This window comes from Agromyces fucosus (genome assembly GCF_004134865.1).
GTDB classification, from domain to species: Bacteria; Actinomycetota; Actinomycetes; order Actinomycetales; family Microbacteriaceae; genus Agromyces; species Agromyces fucosus.
Genome location: NZ_SDPO01000002.1, coordinates 1,005,681 through 1,029,538 on the forward strand (window position 1 = coordinate 1,005,681; position 23,858 = coordinate 1,029,538).

A 23,858-nucleotide genomic window follows, 5' to 3' on the forward strand; every position below is an offset into this window, starting at 1 on the left:
ACCACGACCTGCCGACAAATCCGCAATGGGGAGCCCTCCACCCCCGGCCCGCCGTGACCCCCTCACCGGCGTACATAGGCTGGCCACCGAAGGGGGAACATTGACTGAAGATTCCCGGGGCGAAGAGCCCCAAGAGACCATTCCCGAGACGACCGAGGCGGCGCCCGCGCCGGCGGTGGCTCCTGAGGCTGCGGCACCCGGCGGCGTGGCCCCCGCGCCCAAGAAAGGCCTCGGCACGGGCGCGATCCTCGGCATCGTCGGGGGCGGGCTCGTCGTGCTCGTCGTCCTCATCGTCGCGATCGTGTTCGCGATCAGCGCCCTGCGCGGAATCGCAGGCGGCGGCAGCCCCTTCGCCGGGGGCGGGAGCGCCGAGGAGACGGCAGAGGGATACCTCACCGCCATCGCCGACGGCGATGCGGAGGCGGCGCTCTCGTTCATCTACGCACCGGATTCGTCGAGCCCGCTGCTGACCGATGACGTACTCGCCGCGTCGCAGGAGCTCGCACCCCTCACCGACATCGTGATCGGCGAGCCCGACATCACCGGCGGCTACGGCCTGGTGCCCGTCACCTACTCGATCGGAGACACGCCCGTCACGACCGAGATCTCCGTCTCCCAGGACTCCGACGGGTGGACGGTCACGGGCGGCACCGGTCAGCTGAGCGTCTACCAGCTCGACGGCCTCGAGCCGACCATCAACGGCGTCCCGGTGAGCGGCGAGTACGTCGATGCGTTCCCCGGCGCGTACGAGTACGGCGTGACCGTCGACGGGTTCGCCCTCGAGGGCGAGACCGTGATCGTCGTGACCGCGCCGAGCGAGTACCCCGACACGAGTGGCATGAACGCGGTGCTCACGCCCGAGGCGGCGGACGCCTTCCGGCAGGCCGTCTCGGCCTCGGTCGACGCCTGCATCGTGTCGACGACGCTCGAGGCCGGTTGCGGACTCACGATTCCGGCCACGCTGAGCGACGGAACCGTGCTCACCGAGGGCACCATCAGCCGCACGCTGCCCGCCGAGACGCGCGCCGAGATCGGCGCGTTCCAGCCCGAGCTGAGCTACGACGTGCCCACCCTGGTGACGGGCGGGTACCTCGGCTCGGTCGAGGTCACTGCGGAGTGCACGAAGGACGGCGCCACCGGCACGTGCTCCGTGCTGTTCGGCCCGTCGTTCGGCACCCCGTCGATGAACCTCGCGACCGACGGCGCCGTCGTCGAGTGGGACTGACCTGCTGGCAGACTGACGCACCACGCGAACGCGCGCACCGACCACCCGGTCGGTGCGCGCGTTCCGCGTCTCGGGTGTCGACCCGGTCGGGACGAGCGCTACAGGATCGCTTCGAAGAGGCCGAGCTCGACGGCCGCCGCCCGCGCGAGCAGGAACCCGATGATGCCGACGATCCATCCGGTCGTCTCGGCGGCGTTCCTCTCCATCCAGGCGCCGAGCCGTGCGAGGGGTCGCTCCATCGCCCGTGCCGCGACGAGACGGAGGCCGAGCAGCACGAGGGCGGGCAGGACCATGACGAGGCAGTACCCCGCGAGCACGAGCAGCCGGGCGGCGGCGTCGAACTCCGAGGTCGAGAGCAGTCCGATGCCGACGAGGTACGGCAGCATCGACGCGACCTCGACGGCAGCGGCGGCGACCGCGAGCCCCATGAGCGGCAGCAGGCTACCCGCTTCCTCCCCCACGTCGGTGACGGCTCGCTCGCGCCAGCGCGCGAAGCGGCCGGGTCCCGTGCGCTTGCGCTTGCCGCCGATGAAAAACGACCCGACGAGCAGGGCCGCGCCGACGATGAGCTGCGCCCAGAGGAAGCCGGGGGTCGCGGCGAGCGTCATGAGCTGCGGGAGGGCGGTGGCCGCGACGGTCAGCAGCACGATGCCGACCAGGAGGTAGAAGCCCGCGACCGTCGCGAGGTAGATGAGGATCCGGCCGGGCCGCAGGCGGCCGGGCGCGAGGAGCAGCCACGTCGGGATGAGCAGGGTGCCGAAGCTCGTCGAGTCGACGAGCGCCAGCAGCGCGAGCGCACCGAGGAGGGCGGGGCCGGTGAGGGCGGCTCCGCTCAGAAGGTCGAGGTCCATCCGTCCAGCCTGCCGGATGCCGCGCGCCGACGGATCCCCCGCACGACTGAGGTCGAGGGCGGCCGGGCGGCTCGTCAGGCGTGCGCGGCCGGCGCGGCGAAGACGTTCAGCACGATGACACCCGCGATGATCAACCCGATGCCGAAGAGCTTGGGCATCGTGAGGCTCTCGCCGAGGAAGAGCACCCCGATCGTCGCGATCGCCGCCGTGCCCACGCCCGACCAGATCGCGTAGACCATGCCGATCTCGAGCTCGCGCACCGCCTGGGCGAGCATCGCGAACGACACCCCGTAGGCCGCGAGCACTCCGACGGTCCACCAGAGCTTCGTGAACCCCTCGGTCTTGCCGATGAAGCTCGTCGCCGCGACCTCGAACACGATCGCGAGGGTGAGGAACAGCCAGGCCATGGTGGATTCCGTTCTCGTCGCGGGTGTGGCGGCCTCCGACACTAGTGCAGGTCGGCGACGACCCGCTCGATAGGGTGGTGGGACCGTGCGGGCGGTGACCTCGCGATGCGCCCGGATCTCCCGAGATGCAGAGGAACGGCTGTGAACGGACCGACGCGAAGCCCCGCGCCATCCGCCGCGTTCATGCCCTCGCCCGGGATCGATGGATTCGCGGCGTTCTCGCGCGCGCTCACGCAGCTCCGCCTCGATCAGGGAGCGCCGAGCTTCGCCGAGCTCACCAGGCAGGTCGCGGTGCTGCGCGAGCGACGAGGGTCGGGCGCCGCGCCCGGCCGGGTGACCGTCTACGACTGCTTCCGACCTGACCGGAGACGGATCGACGCCGATCTCGTCGGCGACATCGTGCTCGCGCTCGGGGTGCCCGCCGGTCCGGCCGAGGCCTGGCGGCGGCTCGCACTCCGCTTGGCCGGTGCCACCCTCGGCGATCACGTCGTCGTGACTGAGCTGGGCGCCGGCCGTGCAGCGTCTCCGGCCTCGTCGGACGCTCCACCGTCGACCCCCGCCGTCGCTCCCGGCACGGTGCTCGTCATCACCGGCCTGCCGGGCGTGGGCAAGAGCATGCTCGCCCGGCGATTGGCCGCGGGCGAGCGGGCCGCGGGCCGGGTCGACCTCGCCCTGAGGGTCGAGCTCCGCGGCTACGACAGCGTGCAGGCGCCCGTCGCTGCCGAAGAGGCGCTCCGCGGCATCGCCCGCACCCTCGGCGCCCGAACCGAGCACCGCGCCGGCGCCGGCATCCTCCGCCGGCGCATCGCCGAGGCGTGCGCCCGCCGCCCCACGCTGCTGCTCCTCGAGGACGCGGCAGCAGCGTCAGCTGTGGCACCGCTCCTCATCGGTACGCCGGGCGCGCAGATCCTCGTCACGTCGCGCGCGATGCTCGACGACCTCGAGGCCGAGATCGAGCGCGGGCGCGCGGGGTCGGCAGACCGCTCGGCGTCGCCGCGGGTACGGCGCCTGGTCGTCGAGCCGCTCACGAGCGAGCAGGCGATCGCCTTGCTCGAGCGGGAACTCGGCGATCGCATCACCTCCGGAGGGCACGACGCGATCGCTCGCCTGGCGCGGGCCTCGGGAGGGATCCGACTCGACCTCTCCGTCATCGCCCGCTTCGTCCGCGACAATCCGCGGTGGAGCCTCGACGACGTCGCCGAACGGTTCGAGAGCGGCGATGCCGACGAGCGTGTGCGCCCGTTCCTCCGGTCGACGGTGGCCACCCTCGACGACGACGCGATGGCGCTGTTCCGCTCGCTCGGGCTGCTCTCGGCACCGATCCACCGCGACATCATCGGGTACCTCGCACCCGGCGCGGGCATCGGCCGCCTCACCTCGCTGCACCTCGTGGAGTCCGAATCAGGGCTGATCAGCATGCACGACACCGTGCGAGCCTTCGCCCGCCGCCTCGCGCTCGACACCGATCCGCTCTCGGTTCGCCGCGAGTTCGGCCGCACCTTCGTGAGGGTCGTCGCCGAGCGCTCGCAGCTCGACCGGGTCGGGGTGGGTCAGCTCCATGCCGCGGCACTGCTCGCCGACGAGCTCGGCCTCCGCTCCGAGCTCGTCGGCCTCGCGCAGCGCTTCGCCGAACAGCTCGGTGACGCCGGCTACTGGGCCGAGGCGCACGACCTCCTGGTGCGAGCGGATGCCTCGGCCGAACCCGGTGAGCGCGGCGACATCGCCGAGCTGCTCGCCCGGGCGTCCGAGCGCCTCGGCGATGTCGACGCAGCCCTCGCGGCCCTGCACCGGGCCGAACGCATCGGCACCGAGGCGATGCCCGGGCGTCGCTGGAACATCATCGGCAACGTGCATCGCATGCTCGGCCGCTACGACCTCGCCGAGGAGGCGTACCGCACGGCGGGAGAACGAGCCGCGGCGGCGGGCAACGGCATCACCGAGGGGCGGGCGATCGGCAACCTCGCCGATCTCTCGCGCTTGCGCGGCAGGTCGACCGAGGCGGCAGCCGGGTACGAGCACGCTCGGCAGATCAGCGAGTCGGCCGGCGACGAGGTCAACCTCGCGATCATCCGCTCGAATCGGGCGATGTTCCGGGGGGCGATCGGGCGCACCGCAGAGGCCCTCGCCGACATCGACGGACTCATCCGGCACGGCACCACCGGCTTCTCCGCGTCGTACCTCCGGGTCGTGCGCACCGGCATCCTGGTCGCGGCCGGCGACATCGACGAAGCCGCGGCGACGATCGCCGAGTGCCGCGCGATGCTCGACGGCTCGGAGGGCATCGAGGTCGAACCGGAGCTCGACGTGCTCGAGGCCCAGGTGCAGCTCGCGCGCGGGCGCTTCGGCGACGCCTCGGCGGCCGGGGCGCGAGCGCTCCGCGAGGCGAGGGAGGTCGGCTGGCCGCTCGTCGAGGCCGACGCCCTGAACACGCTCGCGGAGATCGCCGTCGCCACCGGCGAGTTCGGCCTCGCGGGCAGGCGGGCGACCGCGGCGCAGTCGGTCGCCGAGGCCATCGGCGATCCTCTGGAGCTGGCGAGGTCGCTCGCAGTGCACTCGGCGGTGCTGGAGTCGGCCGGCGATCCTGCGGCCGCCGGCGTCGCGGCCCGACGCGCGCTCGATCTTCTCGAATCGATCGGCCACGCGCGCACCCCGCAACTCCGCGAACGCGTCGCGCTGGTCGGCTGAGCGGATCGCGACGGCCGTTCGGGCTCGTTCGGGAAACTCACGACGCACGCTCCGCCCACCACAGGATGGGTCCGCCGCGTTCGCGGCTGTGTGCAGAGGAGAGACACGAATGGCGACCAAGCCGACCCTGATGGCATTCGCGGCAGCCGGTGCCGCGGTGACCCTGATGCTCAGCGGATGCTCGAGCTCCGGACCCGAGACGAAGCAGATCGGCCAGTCGGCGAGCTTCGACCTGACCGCCGGCGAGGCGACGCTGCCGGTGGAGGTCTCGGTGACCTCGCTCGAGCAGGCGCCCGCAGCTGTCGCGGAGGCCTATTCCGGCGGCGACGAGATCTGGTTCGCCGACATCGACTTCCGCTACACGGGCGACGCCGTCGACGACCCCGCCACCCTCAACCTCCTCTTCTCGGGCATCTACTCCGAACTCGCGAACGGCGACTACCTCGACTCCACGTTCACCGGCATGGAGGAGTGCAACGGCGCGCAGGGCGGAAGCCCGACCGAGATCGTCGAGGCGCTCGCGGCCGGCGAGACGGTCTCCGGATGCTTCCCGCTCTCGTCCGACGGCGACAACGGCGTCATCGGGGTGTACGTCGGTTCCTCGAACCTCGACGAAGGCGGTGCGCTGTGGCGTCCGTGACCCCGAACGAGCCGCAGACACCGCCCGCGGCGTCGGACGCCGATCCGTCGACTGCGCACGACGAGGAGCGCGAGACACCGTGGGGATGGTTCGGCGGCGGCGCGATCGCCCTCACGATCGCCGTGGCGTGCTTCACCCCGCTCTGGGATGAGGTCGCCGACGGATCTTCGGGCCGCCGCGCCGGCTTCTCGGCCCTGCTCGGATCGATCGGGCCGTTCGGCATCGCCGGCATCGCCCTCGTGGTCGCCGTCGTCTTCGTGGTCCTCGGGGTACGCGAGATGCGCAGGCAGCACTAGGCCACCACCGGGCCTCAGGGTCGCCGCCGCCGCGTAGCGACCGAGCGGCGGCGAGCGCTGTCGCGGCAGAATGCTCACATGGATCTGCTCCTCGCGGGCGTGCTCGCACTGCTCGCCATCGCCGCCGCGACCGCCGTCTCGCCGAAGCTCGGCGTGGCCGCGCCGTTGCTCCTCGTGCTCGTGGGCCTCGGCGTCGGCCTGCTGCCGGCGGTGCCCGAGTTCGAGATCGACCCGGCGTGGATCCTCGCGGGCGTGCTGCCGCCGCTCCTCTACTCGGCCGCGGTCTCGATGCCGGCGATGGAGTTCCGCCGCGACTTCGGTGCGATCAGCGGGCTCTCGGTCGTGCTCGTGGTCATCACGGCGGTGCTGCTCGGCCTGCTGTTCGCCTGGCTGATCCCCGGACTCGGCATCGCGTGGGGCATCGCGCTCGGTGCGATCGTCAGCCCCACCGACGCGGTCGCGACCTCGATCGTGAAACGTCTCGGCGTCTCGCCCCGCGTGGTGGCGATGCTCGAGGGCGAGAGCCTGCTCAACGACGCGAGCGCCCTCGTGCTGCTGCGTGCGGCGATCGCGGGCGCCGCGGCATCCGTCTCGATCTGGGGCGTCGCCGGCTCGTTCGTCTACTCGATCGTCATCGCCGCCGTGATCGGCGTCGCCGTCGGCTGGGTCAACCTGCGGGTGCGCGCCCGCATCGCCAATCCGACGGTCAACACCGTCATCTCGTTCACGATGCCCTTCCTCGCCGCGATCCCCGCCGAGCACCTGGGCGCATCGGGCCTCGTCGCCGCCGTGGTCGCGGGGCTCGTCACCGGCCGCGGCGCGGCGCGCTACCTCAGCCCGCAGCATCGACTGTCGGACGCCCAGAACTGGCGCACGGTCGAGCTCGTGCTCGAGGGCGCGGTGTTCCTCGTGATGGGGCTCGAGCTCACCGCGATCGTCGCCGACGTCGAGGAGGCCCACGAGGGCGCCTGGTTCGCGGTCGGGCTCGCGGCGATCGCGCTGACGGCCACCGTGCTCATCCGGGCCGCCTTCGTCGCCCCGCTGCTCGCCGCGCTCTCGCGTCAGGCGAGACGCGCGGCCACGATCAAGGACGTCATCGCCGACCGCGCCGCCGGCGGTACGGCGAGCCTCGAGCGGGGGCCCGGCCGCGGCCGGGAGCGCGGGCGCGCCGCCATCGAGACGAAGCACCTCGAGCATCGGGCCTCGCTCGGCGACGGGCGCCGCGGCTCGAAGCCTCCCTCGCCGGCGACGGCCGAACGGTTCCGCACGGTGTGGCGGCGACGTGTCGCCGACATCGACTACCTCCTCGCCCAGCCGCTCGGCTGGCGCGAGGGCACGATCGTCGTGTGGGCGGGAATGCGAGGCGTCGTGACGCTCGCCGCCGCGCAGACGCTGCCGTCCGAGACGCCGAGCCGCTCACTCCTCGTCCTGATCGCGTTCGTCGTCGCGGTCGGTTCGCTGCTCGTGCAGGGCGGAACGCTGCCGTGGCTCGTGCACCGGCTCCTGCCTGCCCGCGACCCCGGCGAGAGCCTCGCGGAGCGACGCGAGCTCGAGGGCGTGCTGCGCAGCGCCGCGATGGCCGAGATGGCGAGGGACGACGACCCCGCAGTGCGCGAGGTCGCCGAGCGCATGCGCGCCGCCTGGCAGCTCTCGAACGCCGAGGGCGAAGCGGATGCTGCGGATGACACGGATGCCTCGGACGACACGGATGCCTCGGATGCTGCGGACGACACGGATAACTCGGCCGGGTCTCGCGCCGCGGCATCCGCCCGCCGGATCGATCCCGAGCAGGTGCGCCTGTTGCGGCTCCGCATGATCGAGGCGGAGCGCACCGCCCTGCTCGACGCGCGCGACGACGGCACGTTCAGCGCCGCGGCGCTCAGTGCCGCGCTCGAGGACCTCGACGCCGAGCAGATCAGCATCGAGCTGAAGGGCACCGAGAGCGCCTGACCTCGACGGCTCGCTCAGCGTTCGAGGTCCCGCCGCACCGATCGTGCGATGTCCTCTGCGGTGAGGTCGGCGTTGACGGCTCCGGCGATGAGCGACCCCGCTCCGAGCGACACCGAGACGTTCGAGCGTCGATCGACCACGTTCCCGACGGCCCAGACGTGCTCGACGCTCGTGCGGCCGTCGGCATCGACCTCCACCCACGAACCGTCGGCGTCATCGATGGTTCGCGCTCCGAGTTCTCGCAGCAGCCGATCTCGCGGGTGCAGCGTCGTCGCCGTGAAGATCGACTCGACCTGCACCGACCGGTCGTCCAGCTGGACGGCCCCGACCCGGCCCTCATTCGAACGGACCGCTCGCACCCGACCCCGCTCGACCCGGATGCCCCGCCCCTCGAGGGTCCGCAGCGCTCCGGCGCCGGGCTCGCCGACGTCGTTCGGGAAGTAGACGATCGTGTCGGACCACTGGCGCAGCTGGTGCGCCTGATCGATGCCCTTGGGGCCGGTGGCGATCACGCCGATGGTGTCGTTGCGCCGCTCCCACCCGTCGCAGTAGGGGCACACGACCACGCCACGACCCCACTGCTCCCGCAGGCCGGCGATCTCGGGGAGTTCGTCGCGGAGGCCGGTGGACACGATCAGCCGCCGTGCCCGCACGGTACCCGAGGGGCCGTCCACGTCGATGCCGGCCGGGCCGACGCGAACCCTGCCCACCCGCCCTTCGACGACGATCCCACCGTGCCGTTGGACTTCGCCGCGACCCCGCTCGAGCAGGGCGGTCGGGGGCATGCCGTCGTGACCGAGCACTCCGTGCATGTGCTCGGCAACCCCGTTCCTCGGGTCGCCCGCGTCGAAGACGATCACTCGCCGGCGCGCCCGCGCGAGCGAGAGCGCCGCGCTGAGCCCGGCCGGACCCCCGCCCACCACTGCGACGTCGAATACATCGGCTGCCATGCGCGTACCCTACGCTCACCCGGCGACGCGCGCGTCCCCCGCACTCGTGCACGGATCGACCGGATGCCTCGTGTGAGATCCGCCTCACATGAGGCAGGTCTCACATGCGCGATCTGGAGTCTCGAACGAACCGACCACTCAGCGCAGGTCGGCCGGCGCTCAGCGAACGTGGACCGGCGCTCAGCGCACGTGGAGCGTCGCGAGGATCGCGGCGGCGACCTCGTCGCGGCTGCGCTCGGGCTCGAAGACGAGCCACTCGAGCCCCGACATGAGCACCGCGCCGAAGACGCCCGACGCCATGATGCTGCTGCGCCCGGCCGCGGCATCCGTCTCGTCGATCGCCTCGGCGAACACGGCGAGCGCATCGTGCCGGAGCGCGAACAGGGTCTCCTGCCACGCCCGGTCGGTGCGGAAGATCTCCGACGCCATGAGCCTCGCGAGCGCTGAGTTCTCGGCGACGATGTCGAGCAGCCGGATGACGAGCGCGTCGACCGCGTCCCATCCGCGGAGCTCGCCCTTGGCGCTGCGGAGGGACTCGGCGAGCGCGCCGACCCCCTCCTGCAGCATGGCCTCGAAGAGCTGGTCCTTCGAGCTGAAGTTGTAGTACAGGCTGCCCTTGGCGACGCCGGCGAGTTCGGCGACCTCGTCCATCGTCGTGCCGGTGATGCCCTTGGTGGCCGCCAGCTCGAGCGCGGCGTCGAGGATGGCGCGCTTCGTCGTGTTCGCGCGTGCCATGTCGTCTCCTCGTCGTTCGCTCGAGCTGTGCGGTGGCGTTGCCGGCTGCCGCCGGGCCGGCTAGATCGCCAGCTCGGGGTGCAGCCGGCTGACGCTCCACATGCGCTGCCGGCCGGCGCTCCAGGCGCTGATCGCGAGCGAGCCCACGAGGATGCCGGCGAGCACGAGCACCGAAAGCCACAGTCTAGAGTCCACCCCTCCGGTGATGAGCTCGCGCAGGCCGCTCACCACGTAGGAGGCGGGCATGTACGGATGCAGCCACTGGAAGAAGGCCGGCGTCGTCTCGACGGGGTAGGTGCCGCCCGACGAGCTGAGCTGCAGCATGAGCAGCACGAGGCTCACCACCCGGCCGGCGGCGGTGCCGAGCACGATGATGAACATCTGCTGCAGCGCGAGGAAGGCGAGGGTCACGAGGTAGATGAACGCCGAGGTGCCGAGCCAGTACACCGGTTCGAGGCCGATGCCGTAGACCAGCACGAGCACCATGATCACGACCTGGCCGAGACCGATCGCCATCGCGGGCAGGAAGCCGGTCATGACGGCGCGAAGGCCCGTGGCCGAGGCGGCGAGCGCCCGGGTCGGCAGCGCGCGCAGGATGAGCCACGTGATCAGCCCGCCGACGAAGGTCGCGAGGGCGATGAAGAACGGGGCGAAGCCCTCGCCGAAGCTCTTCGACTCGTTCTGCCAGCTCTCGTCGAGCTGCACTGGTGCTGCCATGACGTCGGCTTTCACCTCGATGTCGGTGGAGCTGAGCTGCGGCGCCTCCGCGGCGCCCTCGCCGAGCTTGTCGGCGAGCGTCCGGCTGCCGTCTGAGAGCTGCGCGGCACCCGAGGCGAGCGCGGTGCCGCCTGCGGCGAGCTCGCCGGTGCCGCTCACGAGGCCGTCGGTGCCGGAACTGAGCCGCGCGGCACCGTTCGCGATGGTCTGGGCGCCGGATGCCGCTTCGCCCGACTTCGTCGAGAGCGTCGACGCTCCGTCGCTCACCTGGGCGGCGCCCGCCGCGAGTTCCGCAGCCTTCGGGGCACCGGCCGTGAGTCCGGCGGAGAGCTGGTCGACGGCCCCGGCGTACTGGCTGCTGAGCCCGGCGTACCCCTGCACGGTCGGCAGGGCGGCCTGTGCCCCGCTGTTCAGCTCGCCGGCACCCGCCGAGATCGCCTGCACTGCCGGAAGAAGGCTGCTCGCGGGCAGGTCGGGGTTCGCCTGCATCTGCGCTGCGAGCGCTTCGAGCGAGCCCGAGAGTTGCTCCGTGCCGGCCGCGAGGTCGCCGGTCTTCGCCGCGATCCCTGCTGCGCCGTCCGCGAGGCCGTGCGCCTTCTGGGCGAGCACGGCGGAGCCGTTCGCTGCGTCGTTCACCTTGCCCGAGAGCTCGGCCGCGCCGTTCGAGACCTGCGTCGCCCCGGCCGAGAGTGTGCCGGCACCCGAGGCGAGCTGCTGGAGGCCGTCGGCGAGGGTGCCGGTGCCGTCGGCGAGCTGCACCGCACCCGCATCGAGGGTGCCGGCGCCGCTCGCGAGGTCGCCGAGGCCGACGACGAGTCGGCCGGCCCCGTCGTTCGCGGTGGCGATGCCGTCGGCGAGCGTCGTCGCTCCCTCGGCGGCGGAGCGGATGCCGTCGCCGGCGTCGTTCAACCCGATGAGCATCGCGTCGGCGGTCTGCTGGCCCACCTGTTCGGCCACGGTGTCGCGGAGCTGGATCATGGCCTGCTTGCCGAGTGTCGACGCGAGGAAGCTGTTCGAGTCGTTGTAGTCGACCTCGACGGTCGCGGGCTTCGGGTCGTCGGAGCCGACCGAGACGGCGCTGGCGGAGAAGTCGGCCGGGATCGTGACGGCGAAGTAGTAGTCGCCGTCGGTGACGCCGGTCGTGGCGTCCGCGGCATCCGTCACCTGCCAGTCGAGGTCGTTCCGGCTCGTGAGCTCGTCGACGAGGTCGTCACCGGCGGTGATCGGCTCGCCGTCGCGGCTCGCGCCGACGTCTTCGTTCACGAGGGCGACGGGGAGGTTCTTCAACTCGTCGGTCGGCGCCCAGAACGCCCAGAGGTACAGGGCGCCGTAGATGAGGGGGATGAAGAGGAGCACGACGAGCGCGATCTTGGGCAGCGTGCCCTTGCCGAAGCGGCGCAGCTCCGTGCCGGAGGAGAGGAAGGCGAACATCAGGCGTGCTCCAGGATGAGGTCGAGGGCGTCGGGGTCGGCTTCTGCCGGAACCTCGGGCGCGGTGGTGGTGAGGTCGAAGGCGAGCGGCGCGATGCCGAGCTCGTTCCAGATGACGGTGTCGGGCGCGGCAGCGGATGCCACGACGGCGGTGCCCGCCCGCGTGATCGCGTCGAGGCGCTGCCAGAGCACGCGCCGAGCGGCGGGCGACTGCACCTGCTCGATCTGGTCGAAGAAGAGCACCTCGGGCTCGCTCATCATCGCGAGCGCGATGCGCAGCAGCACGGTCTGCACCTCGTCGAGGTCCCAGATGAGGGTGTCGACCGACGGCAGCTGCACGTTCCCGAAGACGGGGGCGAGCACGCGCCGGAGCTCCGCGTCGTCGGTGCGGCGCACGATCGCCCACCAGGGCGCCAGCCAGGCGGCGCGCTCGCGGATCGCGGCACCGACGGTGACCGACTCCTCGAGGGTGTCGATGCCCTGGAACCCGGCGATCGCGGTGGCGCGCTGCACGGGTCGCGCGCGGCGCGGCAATTCGTAGCCGAGCGTCTCTGCGGTGCCGCTCGAGGGCTTCATGCGGCCGGCCAGCGTGAGCAGCAGGCAGGTGCGACCGCTGCCGGCCGGGCCGTGCAGCACGGTGAGGCCGCGGTCGGCGACGAGGTTGACGGGGCCGTAGACGGGGCCGCGCTTGGAGTGGAGGGCGAGTTCGTGCGCCCGCACGATGATCGACACGATGCATCCTTCGGACTTGTACTGACTAGTCAGTTTAGATCCGTGACGCGGAAATGGCAACCCGGCCGGGTCGTCGACGCTCCCGCCTACGCGAGAGCGCTGGAGAGCACCCGCGGCGGCACGCCGCGCCACGGGAACGCCGGGGCGCCGCCGACCTCGACCTCGACGCCGAGGAGGGCGCCGTCGGCATCGGTCGGATCCGGCAGCCCGATGCTCGCCGTCGTGATCACGAGCAGCCGGTCGACGAGCGCCACGGCCGTCGGCCGCTTCGCCGGGAGCTCGATCGTCTCGAGCAGCACGCCGCTCGGCGAGTAGCGGCGCACCTCGGCGGCGTCCCAGACCGCCACCCAGAGCATGCCCTCGAGGTCGATCGCCAGGCCGTCGGGGTTGCCGCCCTCGACCCGGCACACGGTGCGCCGGTTGCCGAGCGCGCCGTCGGGCGCGACGTCGAAGGCCTCGATGCTCCGGTGCGGCAGCGTGTCGATGTAGTACAGCGTCTCGCCGGTGGGATCGAACGCGAGCCCGTTCGAGACGGTCACGCCACCGAGGCGCTCGGTCGCCACCCCGTCGGCGTCGAAGCTCCAGAGCGAGCAATGCGGGTCCCTCGGCATCGACTGGCTGCCCACCCAGAAGCGGCCGAGCGGGTCGGCCCCACCGTCGTTCATGTAGTCGTCGCCCGAGGCGATGCCGACCGCGATCGGCGAGACGACACCGTCGTCGCCCACATGCACGAGCCCCTGGTCGACGGCCACGGCCCAGCCGGCGCCTCGTTCGGCGAGCGGCACGGGCGCGCCGATCTGCCGCCCGACGATCGTCGCGGTCGTCGGCACCACCATTCCGCCGTCGAGACGCCCGCGGTGGAACGCACCGGTCGCCATGTCGATCCAGCCGAGGCCGCCGTCACGGCCGTCCCAACGCGGGGACTCGGCCTGGACGTACCGCTCGGCGGAGATGATCTCGACGGTTCGTGAGGGAGTGGAGCGCGACATCCGTGTCATCCTTCGGTGGTGGTGTTACCCGATATGTGGCAGGCTATCTCACAATATGAATGTCAGTTGCGAGACTGGCAGAAGCAACGACGCTGAAGTGAGGAACTGGCCGATGGCCCCGATGCTCCATGGCTTGATGCCGATTCTTGCCACCCCGTTCGATGAATCAGGCGCGCTCGACCGCCCCAGCCTGCGCCGACTGGTCGAGTTCCAGCTCGCCTCCGGCGTGGACGGCGTCGCCGTCTTCGGCATGGCGAGCGAGGGCTTCGCCCTCACGGCCGCCGAGCGGCGCACCATCCTCTCCGACGTCGTCGAACTCGTCGACGGCCGCGTGCCCGTCATCGCCGGGGTCAACGGCACCTCGACCGCGACCTCGATCGAGCAGTCGCTCATCGCACAGGAGGGCGGCGCGGACGCGCTCATGGTGCTGCCGCCGTTCATGGTGAAGCCGCCCGCCGCGAGCCTCGTCGACTTCTACGCCGAGGTCGCCGCCGCCACCTCCCTCTCGGTCATGGTGCAGGACGCGCCCGGCGTGACGGGCGTCGCCATGGCCCCGTCGCTCATCGCCGAGCTCTCCCGCCTCGACGGCGTCGACTCGGTGAAGATCGAGGCTCCCCCGACGGCGCCCAAGGTCGGCGCGGTCGTCGAGGCGATCGGCGACGCCGACTTCGCCGTGCTCGGCGGGCAGAACGCGCAGTTCTGCCTCGAGGAGTACGCGCGCGGCGCGGTCGGCACGATGCCGGCCTGCGAGTTCGCCGACCTGCTCGCGCCGGTGCTCGAGCAGTTCATCACCGGGCGCGTCGACGAGGCGCGCGCCGGGTTCCGACGTATGCTCCCCCTCGTGCTGGTGGGCCTGCAGGGCGGCATCGCGTGGGCGGTGCACAAGGAGGTGCTCGTGGCGCGCGGCATCATCGACCACGCCACCGTGCGCTACCCGGCCGCCCGACTCGACGCCGGCAGCCGCGCCGCCGTCGACCTCGTGATCGAGGAGCTCGACCTCCCGCCGCTGCCCACCGCGGTGCGCGTGTGACCCGCCGCGGCGTCCTGCTGATCGGCGGCGGCTCCGACATCGGGCTCGCGATCGCCCGTGCCTTCGCCGAGCAGGGCGACGCGGTCGTCGGCGTCGGGCTCGAGACATCCGCCGACCCCGTCTTCGAACGGTACCTCGTCGCCGACTGCAGCCGAGCGGATGCCGCGGCGCAGGCCGTCGCCGACGCCGAGCTCGCGCTCGGCCGGCTCGACGTCGTGGTGCTCGCCGCCGCCCGCATGCCCATCGGCCGTGCCGACGCCACGAGCGACGAGGACTGGCGGGGGTCCCTCGGGGCGACGCTCGACTCCGCGTTCTTCGTGGCACGTGCGGCGCTGCCTCGCCTCGCCTCGGGCTCGTCGATCGTCGCGGTCACCTCGGTGAACGCCTCGCTCGCGGCCCCGGCGCTGCCGGCCTACGCCGCCGCCAAGGCCGGCGTCGAGGGCCTCGTGCGCCAGCTCGCCCTCGACTACGGCCCCCGCGGGATCCGGGTCAACGCGGTGGCACCCGGAAGCATCTCGGCGACCGACACCGGCGAGAGCGAGGGCTACCCGCTCGGCCGCATCGGCCGCCCCGAAGAGGTCGCCGCCGTCGTGGCGTTCCTCGGCTCCGACGCCTCCTCGTTCGTCACGGGCACGACCATCGCCGTCGACGGCGGGCTGTCGATCTCGTCGCCCGCCGCCTGGCTGAAGCCCGCCCTGCGCGACCGCTGGCTCTGAGCCCCGGTCCGGCGCCCGGCGCCCGGCGCTGCACGCCACCTGCTCATCGCTGCGCCTTCCGCAGCAGAACGCCTGCCGGCCGGTGCTCTCGCACTCGGCCGGCAGGCGTTCGCCGTCAGTTCCCGACGCGGACGAATTGCGCGGCGCTGACCCGGTGGAACGAGGTGTTGCGGACCTCCAGTCGCACGACGCCGACCGCACCGGCGTCGTACCGGAACGTGCCGAGCGGACGCCACGCAGCCGCCCCGACGGTCTGGTCCACGATGACCTCGGTGCTGCCGCCCTGATGCTCGACGATGTAGGCCGCTGATGTCGTCGTCGTCGGGTTCGTCGGATACCAGACGGAGACCCGGTACTCGCCGGCGTCCGGCAGGTCCACCTGCCAGGTCACCGTGCTGCCCACCGAATCGACGTCGCTGTAGCGGGTGCGAGTGCCGTTCCAGCCCGCCAGGCCGCTCGGGAACCACAACCCGGTCTCCAGGTAGCCGGGCCACGGCGACTGCGTGTGGGCGATCACGCCCTCGTCGGCGACCCGCACCAGCACGCCGCGACGCAGGGTCCCGTCGAGTCGCGCCTCGAACCGGGTCGTGGATCCCGGCTTCACGGCCGCGCCCGCGGTCACCGTCCAGGTGTGGGTCAGGTCGGAGCGCGGCGGCACCTCGATCACGACGTCCTTCTGGCCGACGGTCCACCCCGAGAAGCCGAAGAGCGACAGCGTGCCGCGCAGGGGGGTGACGCCGGTGTTGATCACCAGAGCCGTCAGTCGCGCGGTGGCGCCCGGGCCGCTGATGATCGCGGTGTCGGTGGTCAGCGACACCAGTCGGCGGCTGTCGATCACCTCGATGGACGCGGGCCGCAGTTCGAGGGGGTCGCCCTCGGCGACCGACACGGATGCCTCGACCTGGACCTCGCCCGGCGGCGTGCCGGGCGCGATGATCGCCGCCGACTCCACCCGGGCGAACCCCTGGGGCGGAACGGAGACCGCCGGCACCGCACCGTCGAGCTGCCACCCGGCAGGCAGCGTCAGGGCCACCTCACCGGCGAACGGGTCGTCGCTCGCATTGCGCACCTCGAACATGAGCGGCACCCGGTCGCCGGCCGTGCTCGTCGCCTGCGCGACCACGTCGCCTGCGATCGGGGCATCGGCGCCGCCGATGCGACCGGGCACGCGCAGCGTGACCTCCTCGGTGGTCTTGGCGCCGACCGTGATCGTATAGCTGAACGCGTCGGCCGACGAGGCGACCGGGATCGTCCACTCGTACGGGTAGCCCTTCGACGCCGCCTGCTTCACGGGTTCGTCGCCGATGCGGTAGCCGAGGGTGGCCGGCTCCTCCGTGTCGATCTGCACGTAGGCGTCGTATCCGTCGCCGCCGGGTCGCACGAGGAGCACGCCGCGGGCGAGGCCGTAGTCGGTGCCCGGGTCGGAGTCGACCTCGTGGAAGCTGTCGGTGCCGCGATCGACGAGGTCGTCGAACGGCTGCGCCGGCCGGTCGACCGTGACGCCGCGGACGACGAGGGCGACGAGCCCGTGGCCGGGCACTCGCACCTTGATGCGTCCGCCGGCGGCGACCTGCGCCGAACGGGTGCCGTCGGCGGCCACCACCTCGACCGCGGGGGCGTCGCCGCCCGTCAGCCCGGTGAGCTCACCGGTGAGGTCGACGACGACGAACTGCGCATCGGCCGCCGAGTTCGTGAGGCTCACGTACAGGGCGTCGTTCCCGACCCCGGTCATCCAGTTGACCAACGGGTTGTCGAGCGAGATCAGGCCGGCCGGGAAGTACGGCCACACGCCGTCCTCGCCGAAGAAGGTGCCGGGGGCGTGCCCGTAGGCGAAGTACTTGAAGTACGCGAAGTCGGCCTCGAAGACGTGCGGGAAGTCGATCTGCCCTGCACTGCGGTAGAAGCTCTCGTTGATGAGGTAGTCCATCGCGAGGCCGAGCTGGGCGGGTGCGTGGTGGAAGTAGTAGCCGGTGATCCCGACCGGGCCGCTCGTCGCGAAGTCGGGCTTCATCTGCGCGACCTGGAACTGGCGGCTGTAGTAGCCGGGGTAGGTGGTGAATCGGCCGATGACCATGTTGTGCGCGACGTCGGCGAGCAGCGGGTCGCCGGCGTGGTGAGCCAGCCGCAGCAGGGCGCCGGCCCAGCACGGGTTGAAGACGTACCCGCCGCCGGGATCGGTCAGCGAACTGGTCCCGAGCTTGAACGACGACAGCGCCTCGAACGTGAGGCCGGTCGGCGAGACGTACCAGGCGGGCACGGTCTCGGGCGCGACATCCGTCGTCGGATAGTCGGGAAGCGACGATCGCGACTCCCAGTCGTACTGCTGCACGACCACGTGCCCCTCGGGCACCGTGATCGTCTGGTCGGGCACCGGCCGAACCGCCGTCTGCGTGATGAATCGCTGCGCCTCGCGATGCGCGCCCTCGAGGAACACGGCCTCGCCGGTCAGCTCGAACAGCACCAGGAGGTCGACCCAGTACTTCGAGAAGCTGTAGGCGAATCCACCGGGCGGCTGCCCGTTGCCGCGGTACGGCGTGAGGATCTCCTCCTGCACGTAGCGCCGGCCGATCAGGGTCGCCTCGGTCAGGTAGGCCGGGTCGCCGGTCAGCTGATAGGTGGCCAGGGCGGTCGCGAACGGTGCCCGGCTCTGCCCGACGACGCCGGCCTTGGTGGCCTGCACCGCGAGCCGCTGGAAGGCCGCGTTGCGCCCGTGGGTGAGCTGGGACAGCGCCGCGAGGTTCACCGCGTCGGTGGGGATCCGGCCGATCCGGTACTGCGTCTTGTCGTTGTAGACCGAGCCGCCGATGACGGGCGAGTGGCCGATCCCCTTGCGCGACAGCTGGTACTCGAGGGCGGGCCGGGCTCGGCGGTCGTAGAGGGTGCCGTCGGCGGTGCCGGTCAGGTAGTGCGCCGAGAGCAGCACGCCGCTTGCCGCGGTGCGCACCGCGTCTTCGTTCTCGACGTCGACGAATCCCTTGGCGCGGTTCCACCAACCTGAGTAGGAGGGGATGAAGTCGACCGAGTCGTCGCCGTCGGGCTCGATCGCGATGAGCTCCGTCATCGCGTGGACGGCATCGGTCAGCGAGCGGTCGTAGACGTTGCTGCGGTACGCCTTCAGGCCGTACTCGCCGCGGCACAGCGCCGTGTACGCGTCATAGAGGCTGCCGACACGGGCCGCGACGCCGAAGGCGAAGCCGCGACGTTCTCCGGCCGCCATGGCCGTCCGCAGGCCCGGTTGCGGCGCGTAGACGCTCGGCACGACGTCGAGGCTGTCGTTGCGCAGACTCATCCCGTAGGGCTGCCGATCCGACATGAGCTGGCGCTCGTGCACGAACTCGGCCACCTCGGCCGGCAGGTAGACGCCCGAGGTGACGGCGACGCCGGCGACGGCGTACTGGGTCAGCGCCATGGGCGCGAACAGCTCCCACGCGCCGAGCGGGGCCGAGCCGTCGACCACGGTGAGCGCGTGCTGGTACGAGCCGCAGAGCACCTCGTCGAGGTCGTCGATGCCCTTGACGTCCTGGCTCTGGTAGCCGACGAGGTAGTCGCCGGCCTGCTTCGCCTTCAGCACGTAGTGCGCCTCGGGCTGGTCGCCGTCGAGCCGCCAGCGCACGACGAGCTCGACGTCGTCGGTGCTGGTGCGCAGCTCGATCACCTGCCCGCTGAGGCGTCGATACGAGGTGAACCCCAGCCAGCTCGGCTGCAGCGGCCCGTACAGCTCGGGTGCGCTGCCGTCGGGCAGCGTGCCGGCCAGCACGACCCATTGCTCGTCGAAGCGGTGGTCGGGGCTCGTCACCGACAGCCACTGTCCGTCGTGCTTGATCTCGAGGTCGCGGACGATCGTCTCGCCGCCGTCCCACCGCGCCTGGTGGAAGGTCATGCGATGGTTTCGCCCGACGAGCCGCGCGACGCGGGTGAGCGAGAGGTTCGGCTTGTCGAGACGCCGCAGGGCGTCGGCGTAGGCGCCGCTGGTGCCGCTGAACCCGGGATCCGCCGCAGCGGCCTCCGGGTGGCCTCCGAAGACGGCAGGGAGCACGCCGGCCGCCAGCAGGAGCTGCAGCGCAGAGCGCCGGCTCCACTGCCCGGGGGCAGCTGGTGGGGCATCCGCTGGTGACGCGTCGGGGTCCATCGAATCGTGGTCGGCCGCTGGGCTCATCCTTGAATCCATGATGCATATGATGCATCCGTTATGCGACAGTGTCAATGGCAATGCAACCAGCGGTGCCGATAGCGTCGACCATGCCGACTCCCGAGAGGACCACGCAGTGACCAACTCCCCTTCCGAGGAACTGACCGAGTACTCGGTGACCGCGCTGCTGACGCCGCCTGGGCCGCCGGAGGAGCCGGCCGACTTCGACGAGTTCTGGCGCGGCACCTTCGAGGCGTACGGCGCCGGCCGGGTCGGCTGGGAGGCCACGCGCGACCTCGACGCCACCGAGACCCACCAGGTGAGGCAGATCCGGTTCGACTCGTCCGCCGGCGAGCCGGCCGTGGCGTTCCTGATGGTGCCGCGCCTCGAGGCAGCGATCCGACGCGGCCTCGTGATCGGGCACGGATACGGCGGCCGCACGGCGCCCGACCTCGATCAGGTGCCCGCCGACACCGCCGCGATCTTCCCCGCGGCGCCGGGCACGCTGCCGAACACGGGCAGTCGCTTCCCGGCGCTCCCCGACGAGCACGTGCTCGCGGGCATCGCGCACCGCGACACCTACTCGCACCGATTCGCCGCCGCCGACGTCTGGCGAGCCGCGACCGTCTTGCTCGACGCCGCCCCGGCGGCAGCCGCGGCGCTCGACTTCAGCGGCGGCAGCTTCGGCGGCGGCATCGGGGCGATGGCCCTGCCCTGGGACGCCCGCTTCCGGCGCGCGTCGCTCGACGTCCCGAGCTTCGGGCACCACGCGATCCGCCTCACCCGGCGCTGCACGGGCAGTGGCGAGGCCGTGCGACAGCACGTGCAAGAGCACCCCGAGGCGCGTGAGGTGCTCGGCTACTTCGACGCCGCCGTGGCGGCTCGGCGCATCCGCGTGCCCGTGCACGTGGCGGCGGCAGTGCTCGACCCGGCCGTCGACCCGCGAGGCCAGTTCGCCGTCTTCCACGCGCTCACCGGGCCCAAGCGGCTCACCGTGCGCGCGAACGGGCACCTCGACGGCCAGATCGCCGAGGTCTCCGAGCGGATGGCGCGGCAGCACGCCGCCGACTTCTTCGCGCTCCCCGACGACCGCCTGGCCTGAGCACGCGGCGAGCGGCCCGAGGCATCCGTCACGAAGCGGATGCCGCGGCGCACGCCGAACGATCGACTACGAGTTCGCGTCGAGCAGGTCCTGGACTTCCTTCTTCAGCGAGTTGAGTCCCGTCTGCACGTCGACCTGGCCCGCGAGGATGGTCGCCACGCCGGCGCCGATCGCCGCGTCGATCTGCGCGGTTACGGGCACGCGGTCCCATGCGGCGCCGCGAGCGTGCTCGGAGACCTCGGTGCGGAACGTGGTCTGGTACTCGTCGGCGGCGAGCGCCGGGATCTGGTCGGCGACGGACTTCGCGGCCGGTGCGACGCCCGACTGCTCGTACTGCGCGGTCGCGGCGTCGATGTTCGTCGCGGCGTAGGTGATGAAGTCGCGGCTCGTGAGCTCGCCCTCGCCGGCACTCGCGAACAGTCCGCCGCCCCAGGCGCGGTTGTACGACGGGTTGCCGTTGGCCGTGGGTCGTTCGATCGCGCTGATGTTGTCGATGATGTTCTGCGCGGCACCGTTCGTCTTCACGAAGGTCGAGGCGAGCGGGGCGTCGTCGTAGAGGGCGGCGCGGCCGCTCGCGAACAGGATGCGCGCGTCGCTGCGGGCCACGTTCGCCTGGGTGAGGCCGTCGTCCTGCAGCGCCTTGTACCAGGTGATCGCCTCGACGCTCTCCTTGTCGCCGATCGTGCACTCGAAGTCGTCGGTGACGACCGGGCTGCCCCAGCCCCACATCCAGTGCGCGGCATCCTTCAGGTCGGGGTTCTTCGTGACCGCCGCGTAGGGGATCAACGAGGAGTCCTGCGACTTGATCTTCTCGAGCGCGGTCGCGAACTGCTCGACCGTCATGCCCGACTTGATGCCGACGCTCTTGGCGATCTCGCCGTTCGTGATGATGCCGATGCCCGACGCCGTGAGCGGCAGCACGAGGAGCTTGCCGCCCATCGTGTACGAGTCGAGCACGCCCTGCGGGATGCCGAGCCCCTTGGCGAGGTCGGAGAGGTCGGCGAGCACGTCCATGGGCGTGAGCACCTGCCATCCGCCCGACTGGCCGACGCCCATGAGCTTGCCCGAGCGACCGGTGAGTGCGAGCTGCGTCGCGGCCTGGTCGTAGGGGTAGATGACGGGCGAGACGGTGACGCCCTCCTCCGCGGAGAAGTCCTTGAGGATCGCCTCCCATGCGGGCTTCAGCGCCTCCTCGCCGAGCGAGTTGCCGTAGAAGTTGATCGTCTTCGCCTTGGTCGCAGCGTTGGCGCCGGCACTGGCGCCCGGTGCGGCCGGGGTGGCGCAGCCGGCGAGCGCGAGCGCGCCGAGTGCGGCGAATGCCGTACCGCCGCCGATGAAGGCGCGGCGGCTGAGCTGCGAGGTCGAGAGGTTCATGTGGACTGCTCCTTCGTCGGAATGTGTGTTCGGTGCGGTGCTGCGGATCACGGCTACCCCTTCACGGCCCCCGACGCGAGGCCGGAGACGAAGTAGCGCTGGAGGAGGATGAAGATGATGGCGAGCGGCAGCGAGGTGATGAGGGATGCCGCCATGAGTGCCGGCCAGTCGGCCGTGCCCTCGCGGATGAAGGCCTGGGTGAGACCGGCAGGCAGGGTCTGCTTGTCGGGGCCCGCGAGCGTGAGCGCGAACAGCAGGTCGCTCCAGCCGCGCATGAAGGCGAACATCGCCGCCGTGATGAGGCCGGGCACCACGAGAGGGAAGACGATCTGGAACATCGTCGCGATGCGCGAGAGGCCGTCGACCTTCGCCGCCTCGAGGATGTCGTCGGGCAGCCCGTCGATGATGCCCTTCAGGAGGAACACCACGAGCGGCAGCGTGAACGTCGTGAACGAGATGATGAGCGCCGTGTAGGTGTAGAGCAGGCCGGCCGAGCTCAGCATGAGGTACAGCGAGATCAGGAGCAGCGCCCCCGGGATGAGCTGCCCGATGAGGAACATGAACATGATCGCGTTGCGCCCGCGGTAGCGGAACTTCGAGAGCGAGTAGGCCATGATGCCGCCGACGAGCACGGAGAGCACGGCGGTGCCCGTCGAGACGATGAAGCTGTTCGCGAGCGCCTGGAGCAGCGCGTCGTTCTGGAAGAACCCGATGAAGTTGTCGAGCGTCGGGTCGACCGGGAAGAGCGGCCGATCGAGGGCGAACACCGCCTCCTTCTTCATGAACGCCGTCGACGTCAGCCAGTAGATCGGCAGGAGGCCGAAGAGGGCGAGCAGGATGAGCCCAAGGCGCCCGGGGATCGACAGTCTCGGGCGGATGATCGCCTCTCCGATGTCGCGGCCGTGACTCATCGCTTCTCCAGACGTCGGTTGAGCAGCAGGTATGCGCTCGAGATGATCGCGAGCAGGATGAGCCAGAGCACGCCCATGGCGGATGCCTTGCCGAGCTCGTAGCTGCCGAACGCGAGTTGATAGAGGCTGACGGCGAGCGTCGTCGTCGAATCTCCGGGGCCGCCTCCCGTCATCACGAAGATGGTGTCGAAGTTGCCGAAGTTGTAGATGAACTCGAGCGTCGCGACGAGGGCGACCGGGCCGACGATGTGCGGCAGCGAGATGTAGCGGAACCGCTGCGAACGCGTGGCCCCGTCGATCGTCGCGGCCTCGAGCTGCTCGGCCGGCAGGGTCTGCAGCACCGAGAGGGCGACGACCATGATCCAGGGGAACGAGTGCCAGGTCTTCGCGATCACGACGGCCGCCATCGCGCCGGTGGGGTTGCCGAGCATGCTCACCTCGGGCAGGCCCACCATCGTCAGCAGGTGGTTGAGCACGCCGTAGCTGTCGTTGAAGATCCACGCCCAGAGGAACGAGACCACGACGCCGGGCAGGAGCCACGGCAGCATGAGCGTGCCGCGCAGGATGTTTCTACCGCGGAGTCGTGCGTTCAACAGCACGGCGAGCGCGACGCCGAGGAGCACGGGGAAGATCGTCGCGAGCGTCGCGAAGGTGAGCGTCGTGCCGAGCCGCGCCATGAACTCGCCGAAGATCGCGACGTAGTTGTCGAAGCCGACGAAGGTGCGATCGGGCGTGAGCAACGACTGGTCGTAGAGGCTCGTGCCGATGCTCGAGACGAGCGGGTAGATCGCGATCACGAGGAAGAGGAGGACCGCGGGGAGTGCGATCATGAATCCGAAGGTGCGATCCTTCGCACCGAGGGTCGAACGCCGCCCGGATCGCGGCCCGGTCGGCTCGGTCGCCTCGCGTGTCGCGGGTCGTTCGAGGATGGCTTGCTGCATTGCGTTCACTTCCCGAGAGATGGCGACCCCTCATCAGGGGCCCCTGTG

At 71.4% G+C, this 23,858-nt stretch carries 19 protein-coding genes; 8 read left to right on the forward strand and 11 right to left on the reverse strand.

Annotated features, from left to right (window positions below; all coding sequences use genetic code 11):
• Positions 1 to 100 precede the first annotated feature (100 nt).
• Complete coding sequence (locus tag ESP57_RS10405; protein WP_129231487.1) at positions 101 to 1,225, forward strand: hypothetical protein; 1,125 nt, start codon at positions 101 to 103, stop codon at positions 1,223 to 1,225.
• 98 nt (positions 1,226 to 1,323) lie between these two features.
• Here ESP57_RS10405 and ESP57_RS10410 read toward each other — a convergent pair whose 3' ends face one another.
• Together ESP57_RS10410 and ESP57_RS10415 are read right to left on the reverse strand one after the other, a co-directional pair.
• Entirely contained in the window at positions 1,324 to 2,076 is a 753-nt protein-coding gene (locus tag ESP57_RS10410) for a GAP family protein (RefSeq protein ID WP_129231488.1), read from the reverse strand.
• Positions 2,077 to 2,150: 74 nt separating this feature from the next.
• Positions 2,151 to 2,483 (reverse strand): DMT family transporter, encoded by a 333-nt coding sequence (locus ESP57_RS10415; RefSeq protein WP_056006900.1) that lies wholly within the window; start codon positions 2,481 to 2,483, stop codon positions 2,151 to 2,153.
• A gap of 141 nt (positions 2,484 to 2,624) precedes the next feature.
• On the opposite strand from ESP57_RS10415, the gene ESP57_RS10420 reads away from it, so the two are divergent.
• From ESP57_RS10420 to ESP57_RS10435, 4 genes are all read left to right on the forward strand, one after another.
• On the forward strand, positions 2,625 to 5,168 hold the full coding sequence (locus ESP57_RS10420; protein WP_165877434.1) for an AAA family ATPase: 2,544 nt from the start codon (positions 2,625 to 2,627) through the stop codon (positions 5,166 to 5,168).
• Positions 5,169 to 5,277: 109 nt separating this feature from the next.
• The gene (locus ESP57_RS10425; RefSeq protein WP_129231490.1) at positions 5,278 to 5,808 is read left to right on the forward strand and encodes a hypothetical protein; all 531 of its coding nucleotides are present in this window, start codon (positions 5,278 to 5,280) and stop codon (positions 5,806 to 5,808) included.
• A complete protein-coding gene (locus ESP57_RS10430; protein ID WP_129231491.1) occupies positions 5,796 to 6,104 on the forward strand; it encodes a hypothetical protein in 309 nt (102 codons plus the stop codon). The genes ESP57_RS10425 and ESP57_RS10430 overlap by 13 nt, the downstream gene beginning before the upstream one ends.
• Before the next feature lie 78 nt (positions 6,105 to 6,182).
• A complete protein-coding gene (locus ESP57_RS10435) occupies positions 6,183 to 8,054 on the forward strand; it encodes a cation:proton antiporter (RefSeq protein ID WP_129231492.1) in 1,872 nt (623 codons plus the stop codon).
• A gap of 14 nt (positions 8,055 to 8,068) precedes the next feature.
• Here ESP57_RS10435 and ESP57_RS10440 read toward each other — a convergent pair whose 3' ends face one another.
• From ESP57_RS10440 to ESP57_RS10460, 5 genes are all read right to left on the reverse strand, one after another.
• Entirely contained in the window at positions 8,069 to 9,004 is a 936-nt protein-coding gene (locus ESP57_RS10440) for an NAD(P)/FAD-dependent oxidoreductase (protein WP_129231493.1), read from the reverse strand.
• 180 nt (positions 9,005 to 9,184) lie between these two features.
• Entirely contained in the window at positions 9,185 to 9,739 is a 555-nt protein-coding gene (locus ESP57_RS10445) for a TetR/AcrR family transcriptional regulator (protein ID WP_056006917.1), read from the reverse strand.
• 60 nt (positions 9,740 to 9,799) lie between these two features.
• Entirely contained in the window at positions 9,800 to 11,887 is a 2,088-nt protein-coding gene (locus tag ESP57_RS10450; protein WP_129231494.1) for a YhgE/Pip family protein, read from the reverse strand.
• Entirely contained in the window at positions 11,887 to 12,618 is a 732-nt protein-coding gene (locus tag ESP57_RS10455) for an ATP-binding cassette domain-containing protein (protein ID WP_165877435.1), read from the reverse strand. The genes ESP57_RS10450 and ESP57_RS10455 overlap by 1 nt, the downstream gene beginning before the upstream one ends.
• 86 nt (positions 12,619 to 12,704) lie before the next feature.
• On the reverse strand, positions 12,705 to 13,607 hold the full coding sequence (locus tag ESP57_RS10460; RefSeq protein WP_165877436.1) for an SMP-30/gluconolactonase/LRE family protein: 903 nt from the start codon (positions 13,605 to 13,607) through the stop codon (positions 12,705 to 12,707).
• 136 nt (positions 13,608 to 13,743) lie between these two features.
• Here ESP57_RS10460 and ESP57_RS10465 point away from each other — a divergent pair, with 136 nt between their 5' ends.
• Both ESP57_RS10465 and ESP57_RS10470 read left to right on the forward strand, forming a co-directional pair.
• Positions 13,744 to 14,637 carry a dihydrodipicolinate synthase family protein gene (locus ESP57_RS10465; RefSeq protein ID WP_243648482.1) on the forward strand — a complete coding sequence of 298 codons (894 nt, stop codon included), beginning with the start codon at positions 13,744 to 13,746 and terminating at the stop codon, positions 14,635 to 14,637.
• Positions 14,634 to 15,353 (forward strand): SDR family NAD(P)-dependent oxidoreductase, encoded by a 720-nt coding sequence (locus ESP57_RS10470; protein ID WP_129231498.1) that lies wholly within the window; start codon positions 14,634 to 14,636, stop codon positions 15,351 to 15,353. The genes ESP57_RS10465 and ESP57_RS10470 overlap by 4 nt, the downstream gene beginning before the upstream one ends.
• 115 nt (positions 15,354 to 15,468) lie before the next feature.
• Here ESP57_RS10470 and ESP57_RS10475 read toward each other — a convergent pair whose 3' ends face one another.
• Positions 15,469 to 19,509, reverse strand: a complete 4,041-nt coding sequence (locus ESP57_RS10475) for a golvesin C-terminal-like domain-containing protein (protein WP_129231499.1) — start codon at positions 19,507 to 19,509, stop codon at positions 15,469 to 15,471.
• Positions 19,510 to 19,618: 109 nt separating this feature from the next.
• Here ESP57_RS10475 and ESP57_RS10480 point away from each other — a divergent pair, with 109 nt between their 5' ends.
• Positions 19,619 to 20,584 (forward strand): acetylxylan esterase, encoded by a 966-nt coding sequence (locus ESP57_RS10480; RefSeq protein ID WP_207904528.1) that lies wholly within the window; start codon positions 19,619 to 19,621, stop codon positions 20,582 to 20,584.
• Between the two features lie 66 nt (positions 20,585 to 20,650).
• On the opposite strand, the gene ESP57_RS10485 is transcribed toward ESP57_RS10480, so the two are convergent.
• The 3 genes from ESP57_RS10485 to ESP57_RS10495 are packed head-to-tail and all read right to left on the reverse strand — an operon-like array spanning position 20,651 to position 23,810.
• Positions 20,651 to 21,958 carry an extracellular solute-binding protein gene (locus tag ESP57_RS10485; protein ID WP_115959457.1) on the reverse strand — a complete coding sequence of 436 codons (1,308 nt, stop codon included), beginning with the start codon at positions 21,956 to 21,958 and terminating at the stop codon, positions 20,651 to 20,653.
• 53 nt (positions 21,959 to 22,011) lie between these two features.
• A complete protein-coding gene (locus ESP57_RS10490) occupies positions 22,012 to 22,869 on the reverse strand; it encodes a carbohydrate ABC transporter permease (RefSeq protein WP_056006939.1) in 858 nt (285 codons plus the stop codon).
• On the reverse strand, positions 22,866 to 23,810 hold the full coding sequence (locus ESP57_RS10495; protein ID WP_056006942.1) for a carbohydrate ABC transporter permease: 945 nt from the start codon (positions 23,808 to 23,810) through the stop codon (positions 22,866 to 22,868). Before ESP57_RS10495 ends, ESP57_RS10490 begins: the two co-directional genes overlap by 4 nt.
• Positions 23,811 to 23,858 lie beyond the last annotated feature (48 nt).

Coding starts and splice junctions, on each gene's coding strand:
- ESP57_RS10410 (WP_129231488.1), bottom strand. CDS start 2,076: ATGGACCTCGACCTTCTGAGCGGAGCCGCCCTCACCGGCCCCGCCCTC.
- ESP57_RS10415 (WP_056006900.1), bottom strand. CDS start 2,483: ATGGCCTGGCTGTTCCTCACCCTCGCGATCGTGTTCGAGGTCGCGGCG.
- ESP57_RS10425 (WP_129231490.1), top strand. CDS start 5,278: ATGGCGACCAAGCCGACCCTGATGGCATTCGCGGCAGCCGGTGCCGCG.
- ESP57_RS10435 (WP_129231492.1), top strand. CDS start 6,183: ATGGATCTGCTCCTCGCGGGCGTGCTCGCACTGCTCGCCATCGCCGCC.
- ESP57_RS10440 (WP_129231493.1), bottom strand. CDS start 9,004: ATGGCAGCCGATGTATTCGACGTCGCAGTGGTGGGCGGGGGTCCGGCC.
- ESP57_RS10445 (WP_056006917.1), bottom strand. CDS start 9,739: ATGGCACGCGCGAACACGACGAAGCGCGCCATCCTCGACGCCGCGCTC.
- ESP57_RS10450 (WP_129231494.1), bottom strand. CDS start 11,887: ATGTTCGCCTTCCTCTCCTCCGGCACGGAGCTGCGCCGCTTCGGCAAG.
- ESP57_RS10460 (WP_165877436.1), bottom strand. CDS start 13,607: ATGTCGCGCTCCACTCCCTCACGAACCGTCGAGATCATCTCCGCCGAG.
- ESP57_RS10465 (WP_243648482.1), top strand. CDS start 13,744: ATGCCGATTCTTGCCACCCCGTTCGATGAATCAGGCGCGCTCGACCGC.
- ESP57_RS10475 (WP_129231499.1), bottom strand. CDS start 19,509: ATGAGCCCAGCGGCCGACCACGATTCGATGGACCCCGACGCGTCACCA.
- ESP57_RS10485 (WP_115959457.1), bottom strand. CDS start 21,958: ATGAACCTCTCGACCTCGCAGCTCAGCCGCCGCGCCTTCATCGGCGGC.
- ESP57_RS10490 (WP_056006939.1), bottom strand. CDS start 22,869: ATGAGTCACGGCCGCGACATCGGAGAGGCGATCATCCGCCCGAGACTG.
- ESP57_RS10495 (WP_056006942.1), bottom strand. CDS start 23,810: ATGCAGCAAGCCATCCTCGAACGACCCGCGACACGCGAGGCGACCGAG.